A 14,713-nucleotide genomic window follows, 5' to 3' on the forward strand; every position below is an offset into this window, starting at 1 on the left:
CGTGGCGGTACGAATTCACAGGAGTGGTGAGTCAATGAACAGGGCGCGAAGTCAAGCGGGTGGCTATGCCATTGCCATGCTAGTAGCGTGTTCGGTCCCTGCGGCATTTGCAGAGGAAGCAGTCAGTTTCGACCCTCGGCAACACCCGCAGACCCAGCCGTTGGTCGAGGAACTGACCGAGCAGGGAGTGCCAAAGGAGTGGCTCGAGCAAGCGCTGACTCAGGCAAGCTATCGCCAAGAGGTGCTGGACGCCATGGCGGGGGCGGCAGAGCGTCGGCTGCGCTGGTTCGAGTATCGCGATATCTTTCTGACCGAGCAGCGTATCGTCGAAGGGGCCGCGTTCATGCAGACGCATGCCGACGCATTGGCGCGTGCCGAGGCCGACTACGGCGTGCCGCCGGAGGTCATTACCGCCATCATCGGCGTGGAGACCTACTATGGTCGCCATAAAGGGCGCCATAAGGTGCTGGATTCCCTCGCCACGCTGGCCTTCCATCACCCGGCGAGGGGGGATTTCTTTCGTGGCGAACTCGCCGCATTCTTGACGATTGCCTACCAGCAAGAGGTAGAGCCAAGCTCGCTCTACGGCTCCTACGCCGGTGCCATGGGCTATCCCCAGTTCATTCCTACCAGCTATCAGGCGTATGCCGTCGATTTCGACGGTGACGACAAACGCGATTTGTGGAATAACCCCGTGGATGCGATTGGCAGTGTCGCCAACTACTTTGCTGAGCACGGTTGGCAACGGGGAGGGGCGATTTATCATGAGGCCAAAGGGCCTGAGACGCGCCCCGACGCACTCCGCTTTAACCAAACGGTGCGCCCGGATACCACGGTTGCCGAAGCCGCCGAGCAAGGCGTCGTGACGGAGGCGTCCCTATCGCCCGACACGCCGGTGATCCCATTGGTGCTAGAGTATGCCGATGGGCAGGAGCGCTATCGACTAGGCGAGACCAACTTCTACGTCATTACTCGCTATAACCACAGCCACCTCTACGCCATGGCGGTAGCCGAGTTGGCAGAGGCCATCAAGCAGCAAGCCGAGGCTGAGCATGATTAAACTGCGAATCGATGTGCGACTTTTGAGCGGCTCGCTGCTGGTGGCGGCCTTGGTCAGCGGCTGCGCCAGTTCCTCCTCTCCGCAGCGGGTGGCGGGGGAAGCTGGGGGCGCAAGCCCGGCGCCCGCTACTCCCGCTCCCGCCAGCGGTGAGCGCTACGCCATGACCGGCGACGCTTACCCGGTAGCCCCGCCAGACGTGAGTACCGTGCCCGATGCCGAACCGCGTATCGAAGCCCCTTCTCGGGCGGGCAACCGGTCGACCTACGAAGTGTGGGGCGAAACCTATCACGTGCTCCCCGATTCGCGCGGCTACGCGCGCCAGGGAACGGCCTCCTGGTACGGTGAAAAATTCCACGGCTACGCCACGTCCAACGGTGAGATCTACGACATGTACAAAATGTCGGCAGCGCACCGTTCGCTGCCGCTGCCGACCTTTGCCAGAGTAACGAGTTTGAACAACGGTCGTTCCGTGATCGTTCGCGTCAATGATCGTGGTCCGTTCCATAGCGACCGTGAAATCGATCTCTCCTATGCGGCGGCGGCTCGTCTGGGTATTCTCGATAACGGGACGGGGCCTGTCCGCGTCGAAGCGATCGACCCCGCCCAGTGGCTGGCGGAGCGTGGTCGTGGTGGTAGCGCTACGCCCTCTCAAACGGCACCGGCGGCGCCTGCCGTTGCCGCGCGGACGCCTGCGCCATCGGCTCGTCCCGCTGCAGCGACAGCACCCGAGCCAAGCAGTGGCGATGCCATCTATTTACAGATTGCCGCGTTAGGCAGTGCCGAAGGGGCACAACAGCTTCAACAGCGGCTCTCGGGTGAGCTTCCCCATGGCGTTCGCGTGAAAAGCGATGCCGATGTTCACCGCGTACAGGTGGGGCCAGTGAGCCCCCAGCAAGAGACACAGGCCCGCGAAGAACTCCGTCGTGCAGGCTTTCCTCAAGTATTTGTCGTGAGATAATAGCTCTCAACATGTGCCCAAGTGGCGTGCTATGCGCCGCCATATTCTTTGTCAGTGAGAAGTGTGTGATGAATGTATTGATGTCAATCCGCCGTACCGCCAAGCTCTGCCTCTTCGCGGCCATGACGGCTGTCATATCCCCTGCAATGGCGCAGGTGATTCCTCAGCCGCAAACGATCATTCCCGCGCCGCCGCAGCTTGCCGCGAGTTCGTGGATTTTGATGGATGCCAACAGCGGGCGTATTTTGGCAGAGCATAACTCTGATGAGCGTCTACCGCCGGCGAGCTTGACCAAACTGATGACGGCCTATCTGGTTGAGCGCGAGCTGGACCGTGGCACCATCAATCTGACCGACATGGTCAACATCAGTGAAAATGCCTGGCGCACCGGCGGCTCCAAGATGTTCATCGAAGTGGGTGACCGCGTATCGGTGGATAACCTGCTACACGGCATCATCATCGTCTCGGGTAACGATGCCAGCGTGGCCATGGCAGAGCACCTGGCGGGCGGTGAAGCGCCGTTTGCCGACCTGATGAATCAGCACGCCACCCGGCTTGGCATGAATGACACTAATTTCATGAATGCCACCGGCTTGCCCCATGAGAACCACTACTCGACTGCCCATGACATGGCACGCCTGTCTCGCCATATCATCAACGACTATCCCGAACATTACGCGATTTACTCTCAGCGCAATTTCTCGTTCGGGGGAATCGATCAGCCGAACCGCAACCGCCTGCTGTGGCGCGACCCGTCCGTGGACGGCTTGAAAACCGGCTGGACCACCGAGGCAGGCTACTGTCTGGTCTCTTCGGCACAGCGGGATGGCATGCGCCTGATCTCTGTCGTGATGGGCACCAATTCCGATGAAGCGCGAGCCCAGGAGTCGCAAAAGCTGCTGAGCTACGGCTTTCGCTTCTACGAAACCATGAAACTGTATGAGCGTGGTGCCGTGCTGGCAACGCCACGCGTATGGGGCGGTGACATCAACGAACTGCGTGTGGGCGTGGATGAAGAAGTCTTCATGACGCTGCCCCGGAATCGTAACGAGGAGCTGCGCGCTCGCCTGAACCTGGATGCGGACATTCACGCACCCGTGGCCGTGGGTGATGACGTCGGCACCCTGGAAGTTTACCTGGGCGAAGAGATGGTGGGTGAGCGCCAGCTGGTCGCGCTGGAAAATATCGAAGAGGGCGGGTTGTTCAAGCGTCTGTTCGATCAAGTGCAGCGCTTCTTCAGTAACTTGATCAGCAATTTCACCAGCTAAATTGCCGGTGGCGGGCCCAGCCTCGACGCAATACACCTTGTATTGTGAGGGGCTGGGCCTTATTTATTGGGATTAGCTCAACGATTCACTTATTTCCAAAAGGCCAGTTATGAAAAAAGGTGCCAAGCAAGGGCTCCGTGATTTACGCCAGCCCGCGGCCACAGAGCCACCGAAAATCACGTTTCCCTGTGATTACCCGTTAAAGGTCGTCGGCGATGCCGCCGACGATTTCCCAGCCGCCGTTTGTCAGGTCATCGTGCGTCACGCCCCGGACTTCGATGAAACCACGCTGGAAGTCGTGGACAGTCGTAATGGACGTTTCCAGTCCGTGCGGGTGACGATCGTGGCGACGGGTGAGCAGCAGTTAAGTCAACTGTTCGACGACCTGAAAGCCACTGGCCGCGTGCACATGGTGGTGTAATCATGAACCACGACGCCCCGATCGCGCTGCATCGCCTCGGCCATCGCTCGTATCTGCCGGTATGGGAAGCCATGCGGAAACTCACCGATACCCGCGACGAACACACGGTGGATCAATTTTGGCTGGTCGAGCATGATCCCGTGTTTACCCAGGGGCAAGCTGGCAAGCCGGAACACCTGTTGATGCCAGGCGATATCCCGGTGGTGAAGACCGACCGTGGCGGGCAAGTGACCTATCACGGCCCGGGCCAAGTAGTGCTCTATCCGCTGCTGGATGTACGGCGGGGCAAGATCGGCGTGCGCGATTTGGTCACGGCGCTCGAGAATGCCGTGATCGATGTACTAGAAGCGCACGGTGTACGCGGTTGGGCCAAGCCCGATGCACCGGGGGTCTATGTGGACACGGCGCTGGGGGAGGCCAAAATTGCCTCGCTCGGCCTGCGTATTCGTCGTGGGGCCAGCTATCACGGCGTCGCGCTGAACGTCGACGGCGATCTGTCGCCGTTTGCGCGTATCAATCCCTGTGGTTATGCGGGGATGCAGGTGACCCGCCTTGCCGATGTAGCCGAGCTTTCGTCCGACAAAGACGTTGGCGAGCAGTTAGCCTACGCCCTGGCAGCGCGACTGAAGCGCACCTTGGTGAGCCCGTCGTAGTACGCAGGGGCGGTGTTTTTCGGTAGGAGTGTCTTGCGAAAGAGAGACGCCTGCATGGAGGCCCATGCAGGCGTTTTAGCAGGCTAGCCGACGTTGAAGGCAGGAATGCGATTGCTGTCGGGCTCTTGGCCCGGTACGGCTGCTGGCGCGGCAAGGCCAAGGTTGTTCTTTTCGAACACGCGGTCTGCTCGGTAGCTAGAGCGTACCAGCGGACCAGACGGCACTTCCATAAAGCCTTTTTCCAGGCCCAGTACCCGGTAGCGTTCAAACTCTTCCGGGCTGACCCAGCGCTCGACCGCTAAGTGGTTTTTGGTGGGGCGAAGGTATTGGCCTAATGTCACGATGTCCACGCCAATGTCGCGCAAATCATCAAAGGTCTGCAGGATCTCTTCGTCCGTTTCACCCAGCCCCAGCATCAAGCTGGTTTTGGTGATGATGTCGGGGCGGTACTGTTTGGCGTGGGCCAATACGTCCAGCGTTTTGCGGTAGCCAGCGCGCGGGTCGCGCACTTTGCTGGTCAGCCGCTCTACAGTCTCGACGTTTTGCGCAAATACTTCGAGGCCAGAATCCACCACGCGCTCGATGGCGGCTTTGTCGCCGTCGAAATCCGGCGTGAGGGCTTCCACGACTACCTCGGGCGTACGTGCCTTGATGGCGCGGATGCAGTTGGCGTAGTGAGTGGCACCGCCGTCATCGAGATCATCACGGTCGACGGACGTCAGCACGATGTAACGCAGGCCCATCAGTTCCACGGATTTTGCGGTGTTTTCCGGCTCTTCGTGGTCCAGCCAGCCTTTTGGGTTGCCGGTGTCCACCGCGCAGAAGCGGCAGGCTCGCGTACACACGGACCCCATCAGCATGATGGTGGCGGTGCCATTGCTCCAGCACTCGCCCATGTTGGGGCAGTGGGACTCGGCGCACACGGTGCTCAATCGGTGGGTGGCCACGTTCTTCTTAACGGCTTCGAAACGCTCGCCGCCGGGGATTTGCGCGCGCAGCCACTTGGGCTTGCGCTCGAGTGAGGGGGCTTCGGCCTGCGCTTTGCGCTGCTTCATGCCATCTTTAATCACCGTCATGCCGTGTTCGTTACGGAATTTTTCGCCGCTGGGCACGCGCTGGGAAGGGGTGTTGCTCATAGGAGAGAGCCTCTCTACTGTGCGGCTGGCAAAGGGAACCATCACGCGACGTACGCTGCAAACGAGGTTTGTCTAACGGGGTCGCTCGGCAACTGCTTGCCATGCCCTGAGTAACGCTAACTGATACGTAGGTTGTAGATAATGTAACATATCTGGCAATCAACAAGACACCGCCAACCACTACTCATCATGCGCCAGCGAGAGGGCGGGCAGACAAGAAACGCCATGGCTGGGGAGCGGACTGCCGGGGGCCTGAAAGTGGCGCTGGAACTCGCTCAAATGCTCACGGACGAAGCGCAGAAAAAGCTCGGCCACCGGGGTGGGAAAGTAATCCCGGCGATAGACCGTGCACCAGGCGCGACGGATTGGAAAGTGCGGCAGTGACAGCGTCGCCAGCAAGCCTTGCTCCAGTTCGCGCTGCACGGCCAAACGGGGTAGCACAGCGACGCCCAAGTGCGCCATGACGCCTTGTTTGATCGCCTCGTTAGTGCCCAGCTCGATACGGTGTGCCAGCCCCACTTCTTGATCCACGGCTAGCTGCTCAAAGGCACTGCGCACCCCCGACCCCGGCTCTCGCATTAGTACGAAGTGGCGCGCGAAATCCGCCAGCGTTGGCTGTGTCATGCGCAGCAGCGGGTGCTCGGGCCATACTACCGCTACCAATTCGTTTTCGAGAATCGGCATGACCACCAGATTGTCGTCTTCCGGCACCATGGCCATGATGACGACATCGTCCTGCTGCTCGGCCAGCCGCTCGAGGGCTTGGCTACGATTGCAGACCTTAAGACGCAGCTGCACGTCCGGGTAGCGGGCACGAAATTTTGCCAGCAGGTAGGGCACGACGTATTGCGCGGAGGAGACCGCTGCGATGTTCAACTTGCCGCTGATTTTGCCGTTAATATCCGACAGACTCATCTGCAGTCGAGAGAGCTGGCCAAAGATTTCCCGCGTCGAGAGAGCGAGCGTATCCGCGGCAGGGAGCGCGTGAAGCGTTTTGCCTGCGTACTTGAACAGCGGCTGGCCCAGGGCTTGCTCGAGCTGGCGGATCTGCGCACTCACGGCGGGTTGGGTCAACCCTAACTGCTCGGCTGCTCGGGAGTAAGAGCGCTGACGATAAACCGCTTGGAACACCTGTAGCTGGCGGAACGTTAAGCGGTTGAGCAGCGTAGGGGATGACATAACCACCTCGGGTAAACTTTCTCGATCATGCGATGCGCGATCGCTGGCAGTGCCGATGCGGCTGCAAGCGTGGCTTCATTGGCGAAATGCTATCACTGATTCAACGCTACCGCCTTGAAAGCTTGGCGGTATATAAATACGGCAGTGGCGGCATTCATGAGAGGCCCATCGTAAAAGCGGCTGGTAATCATCGACGTTAGGCAAGGAGTGGCCTAAACTATATTGCATTGCAGCATCATGGCTTCGGGCTTGGTGCCAGGCACCAACCCAACGGGAGACTCTATGAACTTTCTCGCAAACCCTCTACTGACGTCGACATCGAGCGGTGACGCCCTTGCAAGCATGATGGACCCCTTCGGGTTCGGGCGTGCCGCCATGAATTACTGGCGCGACAGTGTCGAGCGTAACATCCTTTACTGGGATGTCATGCGTGAACGCGGTAATCAATACCTAGCGCACATGGAGCAAACCAAACCCAATGTGCTGGGGTTTGAGACAGAAGTGTTGATGGATGGGCGTACGCTGCCCAACCCGACGAACTATGAGCTGCTACGCGTTCTGCCGCCCAATGATACCCACATCGAACCGGGTAAACGGCCCTTCGTCGTCGTCGATCCTCGCGCTGGCCATGGGCCGGGCATCGGTGGGTTCAAGCCCGATAGCGAGCTGGGTGTCGCTCTCAGAGCGGGGCACCCCTGCTACTTCATCGGCTTTTTGCCGTTTCCCGAGCCCGGCCAAACCGTCGAGGACGTGGTCGAGGCGGAAGTGGCGTTTTTACGCCATGTGATCGAACTGCATCCAGAAACCACCGAGAAGCCCATGGTGGTTGGTAACTGTCAGGCGGGTTGGCAGATCATGATGGCCGCCGCGCTAGAACCGGATGTGTTCGGTCCGATTCTGATTGCCGGTGCGCCGCTCTCTTACTGGGCTGGCGAGCATGGTAAAGCGCCTATGCGCTACACCGGTGGTATGACAGGCGGTAGCTGGGTCACGGCGCTGACCAGTGATATCGGCAACGGCCTGTTCGATGGTGCCTGGCTGGTACAGAACTTCGAGCGTCTTAACCCCGCCAATACCTATTGGAAAAAGCAGTACCATCTGTATGCCAACGTGGATACCGAAACCAAGCGCTACCTGGAGTTCGAGCGCTGGTGGGGCGGCCATGTGGTATTGGGCGGCGAAGAGATTCAGTACATTGTCGATAACCTGTTTGTCGGCAACCGCCTCTCGACGGCGCAGCTGGTCACCCGGGATGGCCGTCGCATCGATCTGCGCAACGTGCGCTCGCCAGTAGTGGTGTTCTGCTCCCGTGGTGACGACATTACCCCGCCCCCTCAGGCCCTGGGCTGGATCCGTGATCTCTACGAAGGCGAGGAGGATATCGTCGCCAACGAGCAGACAATCATCTACTGCCTGCACGATACCACCGGCCACCTGGGTATTTTCGTCTCTGGCAGCGTATCGCGCAAAGAGCACTCCGAGTTCACGGCGAATATGGATTACATCGACGTGATGCCACCGGGGCTGTACGAAACGACCATCTCCCATGCCAGCGAGCGCACGGATGCCGAGCTGATTGAGCGGGACTACCTGTTGGAGTTCTCACCGCGCAATTTCGCAGAGTTGGACCAGGAGGTTATGCACAAGCCGGAGGACGATCGCCGCTTTGCCACGGTGGCTCGGATCTCTGAAATCAACCTGGGCCTCTACCGTCTGTATCTGCAGCCCTGGTTGCAAGCCGTGATGACCCCTGAGGCCGCCCGCTGGATTCGGCGTATGCACCCCATCCGCCTGGGCTACAAGCTGCTGTCCGATCGCAACCCGCTCACGGTGCCGCTGCCCGTCATGGCAGATTACGTTCGCCGCCACCGTCAGCCGGTCGAACAGCACAATATGTTCAAGGCGCTGGAGACCATGGCGTCGGATCAGATCGTCGCGAGCCTGGACGCGTGGCGGGACCTACGCGACAGTACGACAGAACGCCTGTTCATGGATATTTACGGCCAGCCGCTGTTGCAAGCCGCTGTCGGCTTGTATGGCGATGCCCATGTGCATCGCCGCCGCCCGGGCGCAGAGCCAGAGCATCGCCGTTTTATCGAAAATCGACAAAACGAGCTGCGTCACAAGATTGCTCAAGGTGGCCCGGCTGAAGCGGTTATGCGCTCCGTCATATATGTCTTAGGTGGCGCTCCGGCCACTGACGAGCGTAACTTCAAGCGGCTACGCGCGTCTCGTGCGGAGCTTGAACCGAGCACGTCTCTCAGTGAATTCAAGCGTCTTGTGCGCGAGCAGTTCTTCATTTTGAAACTGGACCGTGAACAGGCGCTGGCCTCGCTGCCGACGCTGCTGAAAGGCCAAAGCAGTGAGCGTATCGACGGCTATCTGAAGCACCTCGAGCACGTGTTTGCTGCCAGTGGCGAGCTATCGGAGCATGCCGCCGAGCGGTTCGCACAGGTAACGTCGTTATTCGACAAGGCGCGCCCCAAAGCCGTGGCTGCCCCCGCAGCCAAGGCACCCGCTAAGGCGGAGAACGCTTCGGCGGGCAGCGCCGACATCAGCGATGCGACGCCCGCAGCCGCTGCGCCGAACCAGGCCAGCGACACGGCCGCTAAAACGCCCGCCCGTCGCGCGGCAGGCCAGCGCCGAGGCACCCCGCGCAAGCGATAAAGGGTTTGCCTGAAAGAACCACGCCCCCACCACCGAGTGGGGGTGTTTTTTTATAGGAGGCGGCTATTTGGGTTGCCGAGTGGCAAGCGGCAGTCTAGTGTCTAGCTACCCCTTGGTAAAAACAGGCACCCCACCTGGCGAGTGTCATTCACTGACGTCGCGCAGCATAAGCCATGCTTCTCTTGATCAGGTTGCTACTGGCGCTTCATCAAGGGCTGGGGTAGGGTAGGCGCATTTTTCTCATGGTCGCCACGTCACCGTGGTGGCAGTAACGTATTCAAAGCATGGGCGATAGCGCCTGGGCAATAGGAAAGTGGAGCACTATGGGCAAGTCACTGGTCATCGTCGAATCGCCTGCGAAAGCGAAGACGATCAATAAGTATCTCGGCAACGATTTCATCGTCAAGTCGAGCGTAGGTCACATCCGTGACCTGCCGACCAGCGGCTCAGGTAAGGCAGCCTCCGACCCTAAGGAGCGCGCTCGCCAAGCCGCGGCAACGCGTAAGATGTCGGCGGAAGAGAAGGCAGAGTATAAAAAGCGCAAGGCCCACGACCAGTTGATTCGGCGCATGGGTATCGACCCCGATAATGGCTGGGAAGCCCACTACGAGGTGCTGCCCGGTAAAGAGAAAGTCGTCGCCGAGCTCAAAAAGCTCGCCGAAAAAGCCGATGCCGTCTACCTTGCGACGGATTTGGACCGCGAAGGGGAAGCCATTGCGTGGCACCTTCGCGAGACCATTGGGGGCGACGACAGCCGCTACAAGCGCGTGGTGTTCAATGAGATCACCAAAAATGCCATTCAGGACGCCTTCAAAGCCCCAGGTGCGCTGAACCTGCCCCGCGTAGAGGCCCAGCAAGCACGCCGCTTTCTCGACCGCGTCGTGGGCTTCATGCTCTCCCCCTTATTGTGGGCAAAAATCGCTCGTGGGCTGTCCGCCGGGCGCGTACAGTCGGTGGCAGTTCGCCTGATCGTCGAGCGCGAGCGCGAGATTCGTGCGTTCATTCCCGAGGAGTTCTGGGATGTCCACGCGGATCTCGTCTCTCCTGACGGTGAGCTAGTGCGGTTTGCTCTGGCAAGGCAGGATGGCAAGCCGTTCCGCCCGACCTCCGAAAAAGAGACCATGGAGCGCATCGCGCAGCTGCGCAAAGCCAAGCTGTCGATCACCTCGCGAGAGGACAAACCGACCAGTTCCAAGCCCACCGCGCCGTTCATCACCTCGACGCTTCAGCAGGCGGCCAGTGGTCGGTTAGGGTTTTCGGTGAAGAAAACCATGACCATGGCCCAGCGTCTCTACGAAGCGGGCTACATCACCTATATGCGTACCGACTCCACCAACCTCTCGAAAGATGCGGTGGAGAGCGTTCGTTCGTTTATTGGTGATGAGTATGGGGCGCGCTATCTGCCCGAGTCGCCCAACCGTTACAGCAGCAAAGAGAGTGCCCAGGAGGCCCACGAGGCCATCCGCCCCTCAAGCGTCGAACGCAAAGCGTCTGACCTCTCTGGGATGGAGCGCGACGCAGAACGCCTTTACGAGCTTATTTGGCGACAATTCGTTGCGTGTCAGATGACGCCTGCCGAATACCTGTCCAGCACGCTCAGCGTGGAAGTGGATGGCTACGAGCTGCGCGCCAAAGGCCGCGTGCTGAAATTCGACGGTTATACACGGGTGATGAAGCCCACCGGCAAAAACGAAGATCAGAGCCTGCCCGATCTGCCAACCGGCACGAGCATGCGTCTTGAAGCCCTCGACCCACAGCAGCACTTCACCAAGCCGCCGGCGCGGTATACCGAAGCCAGCCTGGTCAAAGAGCTAGAGAAGCAGGGCATTGGGCGTCCTTCCACGTACGCGTCGATCATCTCGACCATTCAAGACCGTGGCTATGTAAAGCTGGAGAGCCGCCGCTTCTACGCCGAGAAACTCGGTGACATCGTTACCGAGCGGCTGAAAGAGTCTTTCCCTGACCTGATGGATTACTCCTTTACCGCGCGGATGGAAGACAGCCTCGATGAAGTGGCCGAAGGCGAACGCAACTGGCAGGCGCTGCTCGATGCGTTCTACGACGAGTTCCGCATGGAGTTGATGAAGGCCGAGAGCGAGGAGGGCATGCGCCCCAACCAGCCGGTGCCTACGGATATCGACTGCCCGAGCTGTGGGCGAAAAATGCAGATCCGTACCGCCTCGACCGGCGTCTTCCTAGGGTGCAGCGGCTACAATTTGCCGCCCAAAGAGCGCTGCAAGACCACTATCGACCTGATTCCTGGTGAGGAAGCCGTCGCGGAAGACGCGGGCGAAGAGGCCGAAACCGATGCGCTACGCGCTAAGCGTCGCTGCCCGAAATGCGGCACGGCCATGGATAACTACCTGATCGATGAAACCCGTAAGCTGCACATCTGTGGTAACAGCCCAGATTGCGATGGCTATGAGATCGAAAGCGGTAAGTTCAAGATCAAAGGCTACGACGGTCCGCTCATCGAGTGTGATAAGTGCGGCGCCGACATGCAGCTTAAATCGGGTCGCTTCGGCAAGTACTTTGGCTGTACCAACAGCGAGTGTAAAAATACCCGCAAACTGTTGCGCAGTGGTGAGGTCGCGCCGCCGAAGATGGACCCGATCCCGATGCCTGAACTGGCCTGCCAAAAGGTGGAAGATCACTACGTGCTGCGCGATGGGGCAAGCGGTCTGTTTCTAGCGGCGAGCAAGTTCCCCAAAAATCGTGAGACGCGTCCGCCGTTGGTCAAGGAGCTCAAGGCACATGCCGATGAGCTACCAGAGAAGTATCACTTTATTCTTAAAGCGCCGAGCGAAGATCCGGATGGTCGTCCAGCGCAAATTCGCTATTCGCGTAAAAACAAAGAGCAGTACGTGATGACCGATGAAGAGGGTAAAGCAACCGGCTGGAAAGCGACCTTCGAAGGTGGCAAATGGCACGTGGAGGATAAGCGTAAGTGACCCCTCGTTCCCGTACTAATCAATTACTGTATCAGGCCGAACTGCTGGTCGGCCTGCCGGTGGGCGATGACGAGCATAGTCCCGCTCGGCAGATGGCCATCGAGGAGAGCGCGCTGTCTCTGTTCGAACTAGCCCTGGGTTCACTGCTCAAAGAGGTGACCGAGCACGCCCGGTTGACGAACCATGACTGGCGAGCGTTGCTCGCCAGTGATGGCCCTGACGTGGCCGAGCTTCAGCGTCTTCGGGATGCGATGCACCAGCCCGAAAGCTGGCTTCATTGGCTGGTGGGGCAGCTAGACAAGCTGCACAGCAACGAAGGTGCTGCACGCCGTAGCGTGCAAAACCCCGCCATGATTGCCGTAGGCAGCCAGCGTTCGTTGGCGGAGCAGCTGATGGATAACCTGGCCGCCGCCAAGCGAGAGATCGCCTCTCTGCGTGAGACGAGCGAGGAGTGGTAGTCAGACGGTAGCCGTCGCGGGTGGACGTGCGCCGCGTCGTGGATAGTCATGCCAGACGTTGAAATGTGCCGATTCGCCACCACGTTGTTAAGACAACGACAGAGGAGACACGGATGCGCTACAACCAAGTGAAGGATCTCATCGAGTGGGCCGCAGGCTATCACGCCCGCATGGCCCGTCAGTACAGCGATGCCGCCAGTCAAGCGGAACACGAGCGGCTAGCGATGGCGCTGAACTATCTTGCGGATAGCGAGCTGAAAATGAAAACGGGGCTAGAAGCGCTGTTTCATGACGGCACCGACCACCGGGAAGTGTTGGATACCTGGTTCGATGATTCCGGCGACTTTCCCCAGCCCCCCGAGCTGGATGCGCTTGCCGAGCAGAGCGTGGCGGGTTCCATCGATGAGCTGACCGAAACGGCAGTGGAGGCTCACCGTAAGCTGCAGAGCCTTTATGAACATCGAGCGTCGCGGGCCAAAATCGAGCCCGAGGAGACGTTTTTCAACGCGCTAGCGCAGGGCCATAACGCCGAAGCCCGCAAGCTCGTCGCCAGTATGCAAGAGTTCGACGATCTTTAGGCGGCATAGAGGCGTGCGAGCCAGTCTCTTCGTTAGACTTTCGTGAAGAGATAGCGGCGGTTCTCAACGCAGATTGCTCACTAAGACGCTGACAATGGCGGCGTCTATGGGGTATAACAGCCGTCATTAACGCATTGTCGGTCAGCACCGCTGGCCCGTTTTTTTGAGAGCCATAATGATGCCTGTGAACCGCCGCCGATTTTTAGCGATGGCCCTGGGCTGGCCTGTTGCGGCCAGCGCCGCGACCACCAGCGCTGTGAACGATTACGCGCCACCCGACTTGGTGGCCACGTTGCTCGCACGGGCGCCGGTGCCACGCCACAGCAACGAGCTGTGGGTGCTGATCGACGACAAAGAGGCAACGCTGAGCATCTTCCGAGGCAATGCTCTCGTCGAGCGATTTGCCCCCATTTCACTCGGGCGTGGCGGTGCCAAAACCCAGCGCGTACGGGGAGATAACGTCACGCCGCTGGGAGAATTCAGGATTAACCGATTTAATTACGAAAGCCAGTGGCATATCTTCATCGGTATCGATTATCCTACGCCACCTCACGCGCGTATGGCGCTTGAAGCCGGTATCTACTCCCAAGCGGACTATGAGGCCTACTTCGATCACTATCGGCGTTATGGCTCGCCCCCGCAAAATACGGCGCTGGGCGGGGCCATTGGCATTCACGGGATCGGCGGCGGTGATCCGGAGATTCATGGCAACTTCCACTGGACCCAAGGGTGCGTGGCAGTGACCAATGAAGAGATCGAGCGAGTGGCCGAGCTAGTTGATGTTGGCACTCGCGTGGTGATCCGCTAGGCTTGTGTTGTTGAAGGAAGTTCTAGGTTTTGAACACGTGGCTATAGACAACCGCTGTGGTCTATTATAAAACAGCGTTTGACTTGCGTGCCCTGGTACGTAACCCTGGTACAAGTCGCTGTAACGAACCTGCACCGCAGGTAGACAAATTTAAGCTAACCTTTTAGCCTTATTTTTTGTCATACCCTTAACGTAGTACCCAAGGAAGACTCAAGGAGAACACTATGACTCTGAAGACTGCTCTGAAGATGACTGCCGCTGCCGCTTCTCTGGCAATCCTGGCTGGCTGTGCTTCTACCAGCGCTCTGGAAGAAGTTCGCATGACTGCTGAATCTGCACAAGCTGACGCTGCAGAAGCTCGCAGCATGGCTTCACAGGCTCTGAACACTGCAAACCAAGCTCAGCGCGACGCGCAAGCTGCTCTGCAGATGTCTGAGCAGAACCGTGAAGAAATGAACCGCATGTTCCAGCGTTCCATGCAGAAGTAATTCTGCTTGGACCACCGGACATGATGTATGTTCGGTGGTTGCTGTAGATGTGAAAAACCCCGCCTCGGCGGGGTTTTTTGTTGGCTAG

At 59.2% G+C, this 14,713-nt stretch carries 13 protein-coding genes; 11 read left to right on the forward strand and 2 right to left on the reverse strand.

What is annotated here, in order from left to right; all coding sequences use genetic code 11:
- Positions 1-34 precede the first annotated feature (34 nt).
- The 5 genes from mltB to lipB all read left to right on the forward strand — a co-directional run bounded on the left by mltB (position 35) and on the right by lipB (position 4,360).
- Positions 35-1,060 carry a lytic murein transglycosylase B gene (gene mltB / locus CTT34_RS07735; RefSeq protein ID WP_159341908.1) on the forward strand — a complete coding sequence of 342 codons (1,026 nt, stop codon included), beginning with the start codon at positions 35-37 and terminating at the stop codon, positions 1,058-1,060.
- Complete coding sequence (locus tag CTT34_RS07740) at positions 1,053-2,018, forward strand: septal ring lytic transglycosylase RlpA family protein (RefSeq protein ID WP_159341909.1); 966 nt, start codon at positions 1,053-1,055, stop codon at positions 2,016-2,018. The genes mltB and CTT34_RS07740 overlap by 8 nt, the downstream gene beginning before the upstream one ends.
- A 68-nt stretch (positions 2,019-2,086) precedes the next feature.
- Entirely contained in the window at positions 2,087-3,286 is a 1,200-nt protein-coding gene (locus CTT34_RS07745) for a D-alanyl-D-alanine carboxypeptidase family protein (protein WP_159341910.1), read from the forward strand.
- A 109-nt stretch (positions 3,287-3,395) separates the two neighbouring features.
- The gene (locus CTT34_RS07750) at positions 3,396-3,707 is read left to right on the forward strand and encodes an HP0495 family protein (protein ID WP_159341911.1); all 312 of its coding nucleotides are present in this window, start codon (positions 3,396-3,398) and stop codon (positions 3,705-3,707) included.
- A 2-nt stretch (positions 3,708-3,709) separates the two neighbouring features.
- A complete protein-coding gene (gene lipB, locus CTT34_RS07755; RefSeq protein WP_159341912.1) occupies positions 3,710-4,360 on the forward strand; it encodes a lipoyl(octanoyl) transferase LipB in 651 nt (216 codons plus the stop codon).
- A gap of 83 nt (positions 4,361-4,443) precedes the next feature.
- Here lipB and lipA read toward each other — a convergent pair whose 3' ends face one another.
- Together lipA and CTT34_RS07765 are read right to left on the reverse strand one after the other, a co-directional pair.
- The gene (gene lipA / locus CTT34_RS07760; protein ID WP_159341913.1) at positions 4,444-5,496 is read right to left on the reverse strand and encodes a lipoyl synthase; all 1,053 of its coding nucleotides are present in this window, start codon (positions 5,494-5,496) and stop codon (positions 4,444-4,446) included.
- 180 nt (positions 5,497-5,676) lie between these two features.
- Positions 5,677-6,675 carry a LysR family transcriptional regulator gene (locus CTT34_RS07765; RefSeq protein WP_159341914.1) on the reverse strand — a complete coding sequence of 333 codons (999 nt, stop codon included), beginning with the start codon at positions 6,673-6,675 and terminating at the stop codon, positions 5,677-5,679.
- Positions 6,676-6,957: 282 nt separating this feature from the next.
- Between CTT34_RS07765 and CTT34_RS07770 the strand changes: the two genes are divergently transcribed.
- The 6 genes from CTT34_RS07770 (at position 6,958) to CTT34_RS07795 (ending at position 14,625) form a co-directional block, all read left to right on the forward strand.
- Positions 6,958-9,342, forward strand: a complete 2,385-nt coding sequence (locus tag CTT34_RS07770) for a DUF3141 domain-containing protein (protein ID WP_159341915.1) — start codon at positions 6,958-6,960, stop codon at positions 9,340-9,342.
- A 323-nt stretch (positions 9,343-9,665) separates the two neighbouring features.
- Positions 9,666-12,293 carry a type I DNA topoisomerase gene (topA, locus tag CTT34_RS07775; protein ID WP_159341916.1) on the forward strand — a complete coding sequence of 876 codons (2,628 nt, stop codon included), beginning with the start codon at positions 9,666-9,668 and terminating at the stop codon, positions 12,291-12,293.
- Positions 12,290-12,751 carry a DUF6586 family protein gene (locus CTT34_RS07780; RefSeq protein WP_159341917.1) on the forward strand — a complete coding sequence of 154 codons (462 nt, stop codon included), beginning with the start codon at positions 12,290-12,292 and terminating at the stop codon, positions 12,749-12,751. Before topA ends, CTT34_RS07780 begins: the two co-directional genes overlap by 4 nt.
- Positions 12,752-12,864: 113 nt before the next feature.
- Complete coding sequence (locus CTT34_RS07785; RefSeq protein WP_159341918.1) at positions 12,865-13,329, forward strand: 2-hydroxyacyl-CoA dehydratase; 465 nt, start codon at positions 12,865-12,867, stop codon at positions 13,327-13,329.
- A gap of 175 nt (positions 13,330-13,504) precedes the next feature.
- On the forward strand, positions 13,505-14,137 hold the full coding sequence (locus tag CTT34_RS07790) for a L,D-transpeptidase family protein (RefSeq protein ID WP_159341919.1): 633 nt from the start codon (positions 13,505-13,507) through the stop codon (positions 14,135-14,137).
- A gap of 224 nt (positions 14,138-14,361) precedes the next feature.
- Complete coding sequence (locus tag CTT34_RS07795; RefSeq protein WP_016914087.1) at positions 14,362-14,625, forward strand: Lpp/OprI family alanine-zipper lipoprotein; 264 nt, start codon at positions 14,362-14,364, stop codon at positions 14,623-14,625.
- Positions 14,626-14,713 lie beyond the last annotated feature (88 nt).

It is taken from the genome of Halomonas meridiana, assembly GCF_009846525.1.
GTDB lineage: Bacteria > Pseudomonadota > Gammaproteobacteria > Pseudomonadales > Halomonadaceae > Vreelandella.

Bases quoted from the DNA above. Each gene is read 5' to 3' on its own strand.
- CTT34_RS07790 (WP_159341919.1), top strand. From the start codon at position 13,505: ATGATGCCTGTGAACCGCCGCCGATTTTTAGCGATGGCCCTGGGCTGG.
- CTT34_RS07795 (WP_016914087.1), top strand. From the start codon at position 14,362: ATGACTCTGAAGACTGCTCTGAAGATGACTGCCGCTGCCGCTTCTCTG.
- CTT34_RS07740 (WP_159341909.1), top strand. From the start codon at position 1,053: ATGATTAAACTGCGAATCGATGTGCGACTTTTGAGCGGCTCGCTGCTG.
- CTT34_RS07770 (WP_159341915.1), top strand. From the start codon at position 6,958: ATGAACTTTCTCGCAAACCCTCTACTGACGTCGACATCGAGCGGTGAC.
- lipA (WP_159341913.1), bottom strand. From the start codon at position 5,496: ATGAGCAACACCCCTTCCCAGCGCGTGCCCAGCGGCGAAAAATTCCGT.
- topA (WP_159341916.1), top strand. From the start codon at position 9,666: ATGGGCAAGTCACTGGTCATCGTCGAATCGCCTGCGAAAGCGAAGACG.
- CTT34_RS07785 (WP_159341918.1), top strand. From the start codon at position 12,865: ATGCGCTACAACCAAGTGAAGGATCTCATCGAGTGGGCCGCAGGCTAT.
- lipB (WP_159341912.1), top strand. From the start codon at position 3,710: ATGAACCACGACGCCCCGATCGCGCTGCATCGCCTCGGCCATCGCTCG.
- CTT34_RS07750 (WP_159341911.1), top strand. From the start codon at position 3,396: ATGAAAAAAGGTGCCAAGCAAGGGCTCCGTGATTTACGCCAGCCCGCG.
- CTT34_RS07765 (WP_159341914.1), bottom strand. From the start codon at position 6,675: ATGTCATCCCCTACGCTGCTCAACCGCTTAACGTTCCGCCAGCTACAG.
- mltB (WP_159341908.1), top strand. From the start codon at position 35: ATGAACAGGGCGCGAAGTCAAGCGGGTGGCTATGCCATTGCCATGCTA.
- CTT34_RS07745 (WP_159341910.1), top strand. From the start codon at position 2,087: ATGAATGTATTGATGTCAATCCGCCGTACCGCCAAGCTCTGCCTCTTC.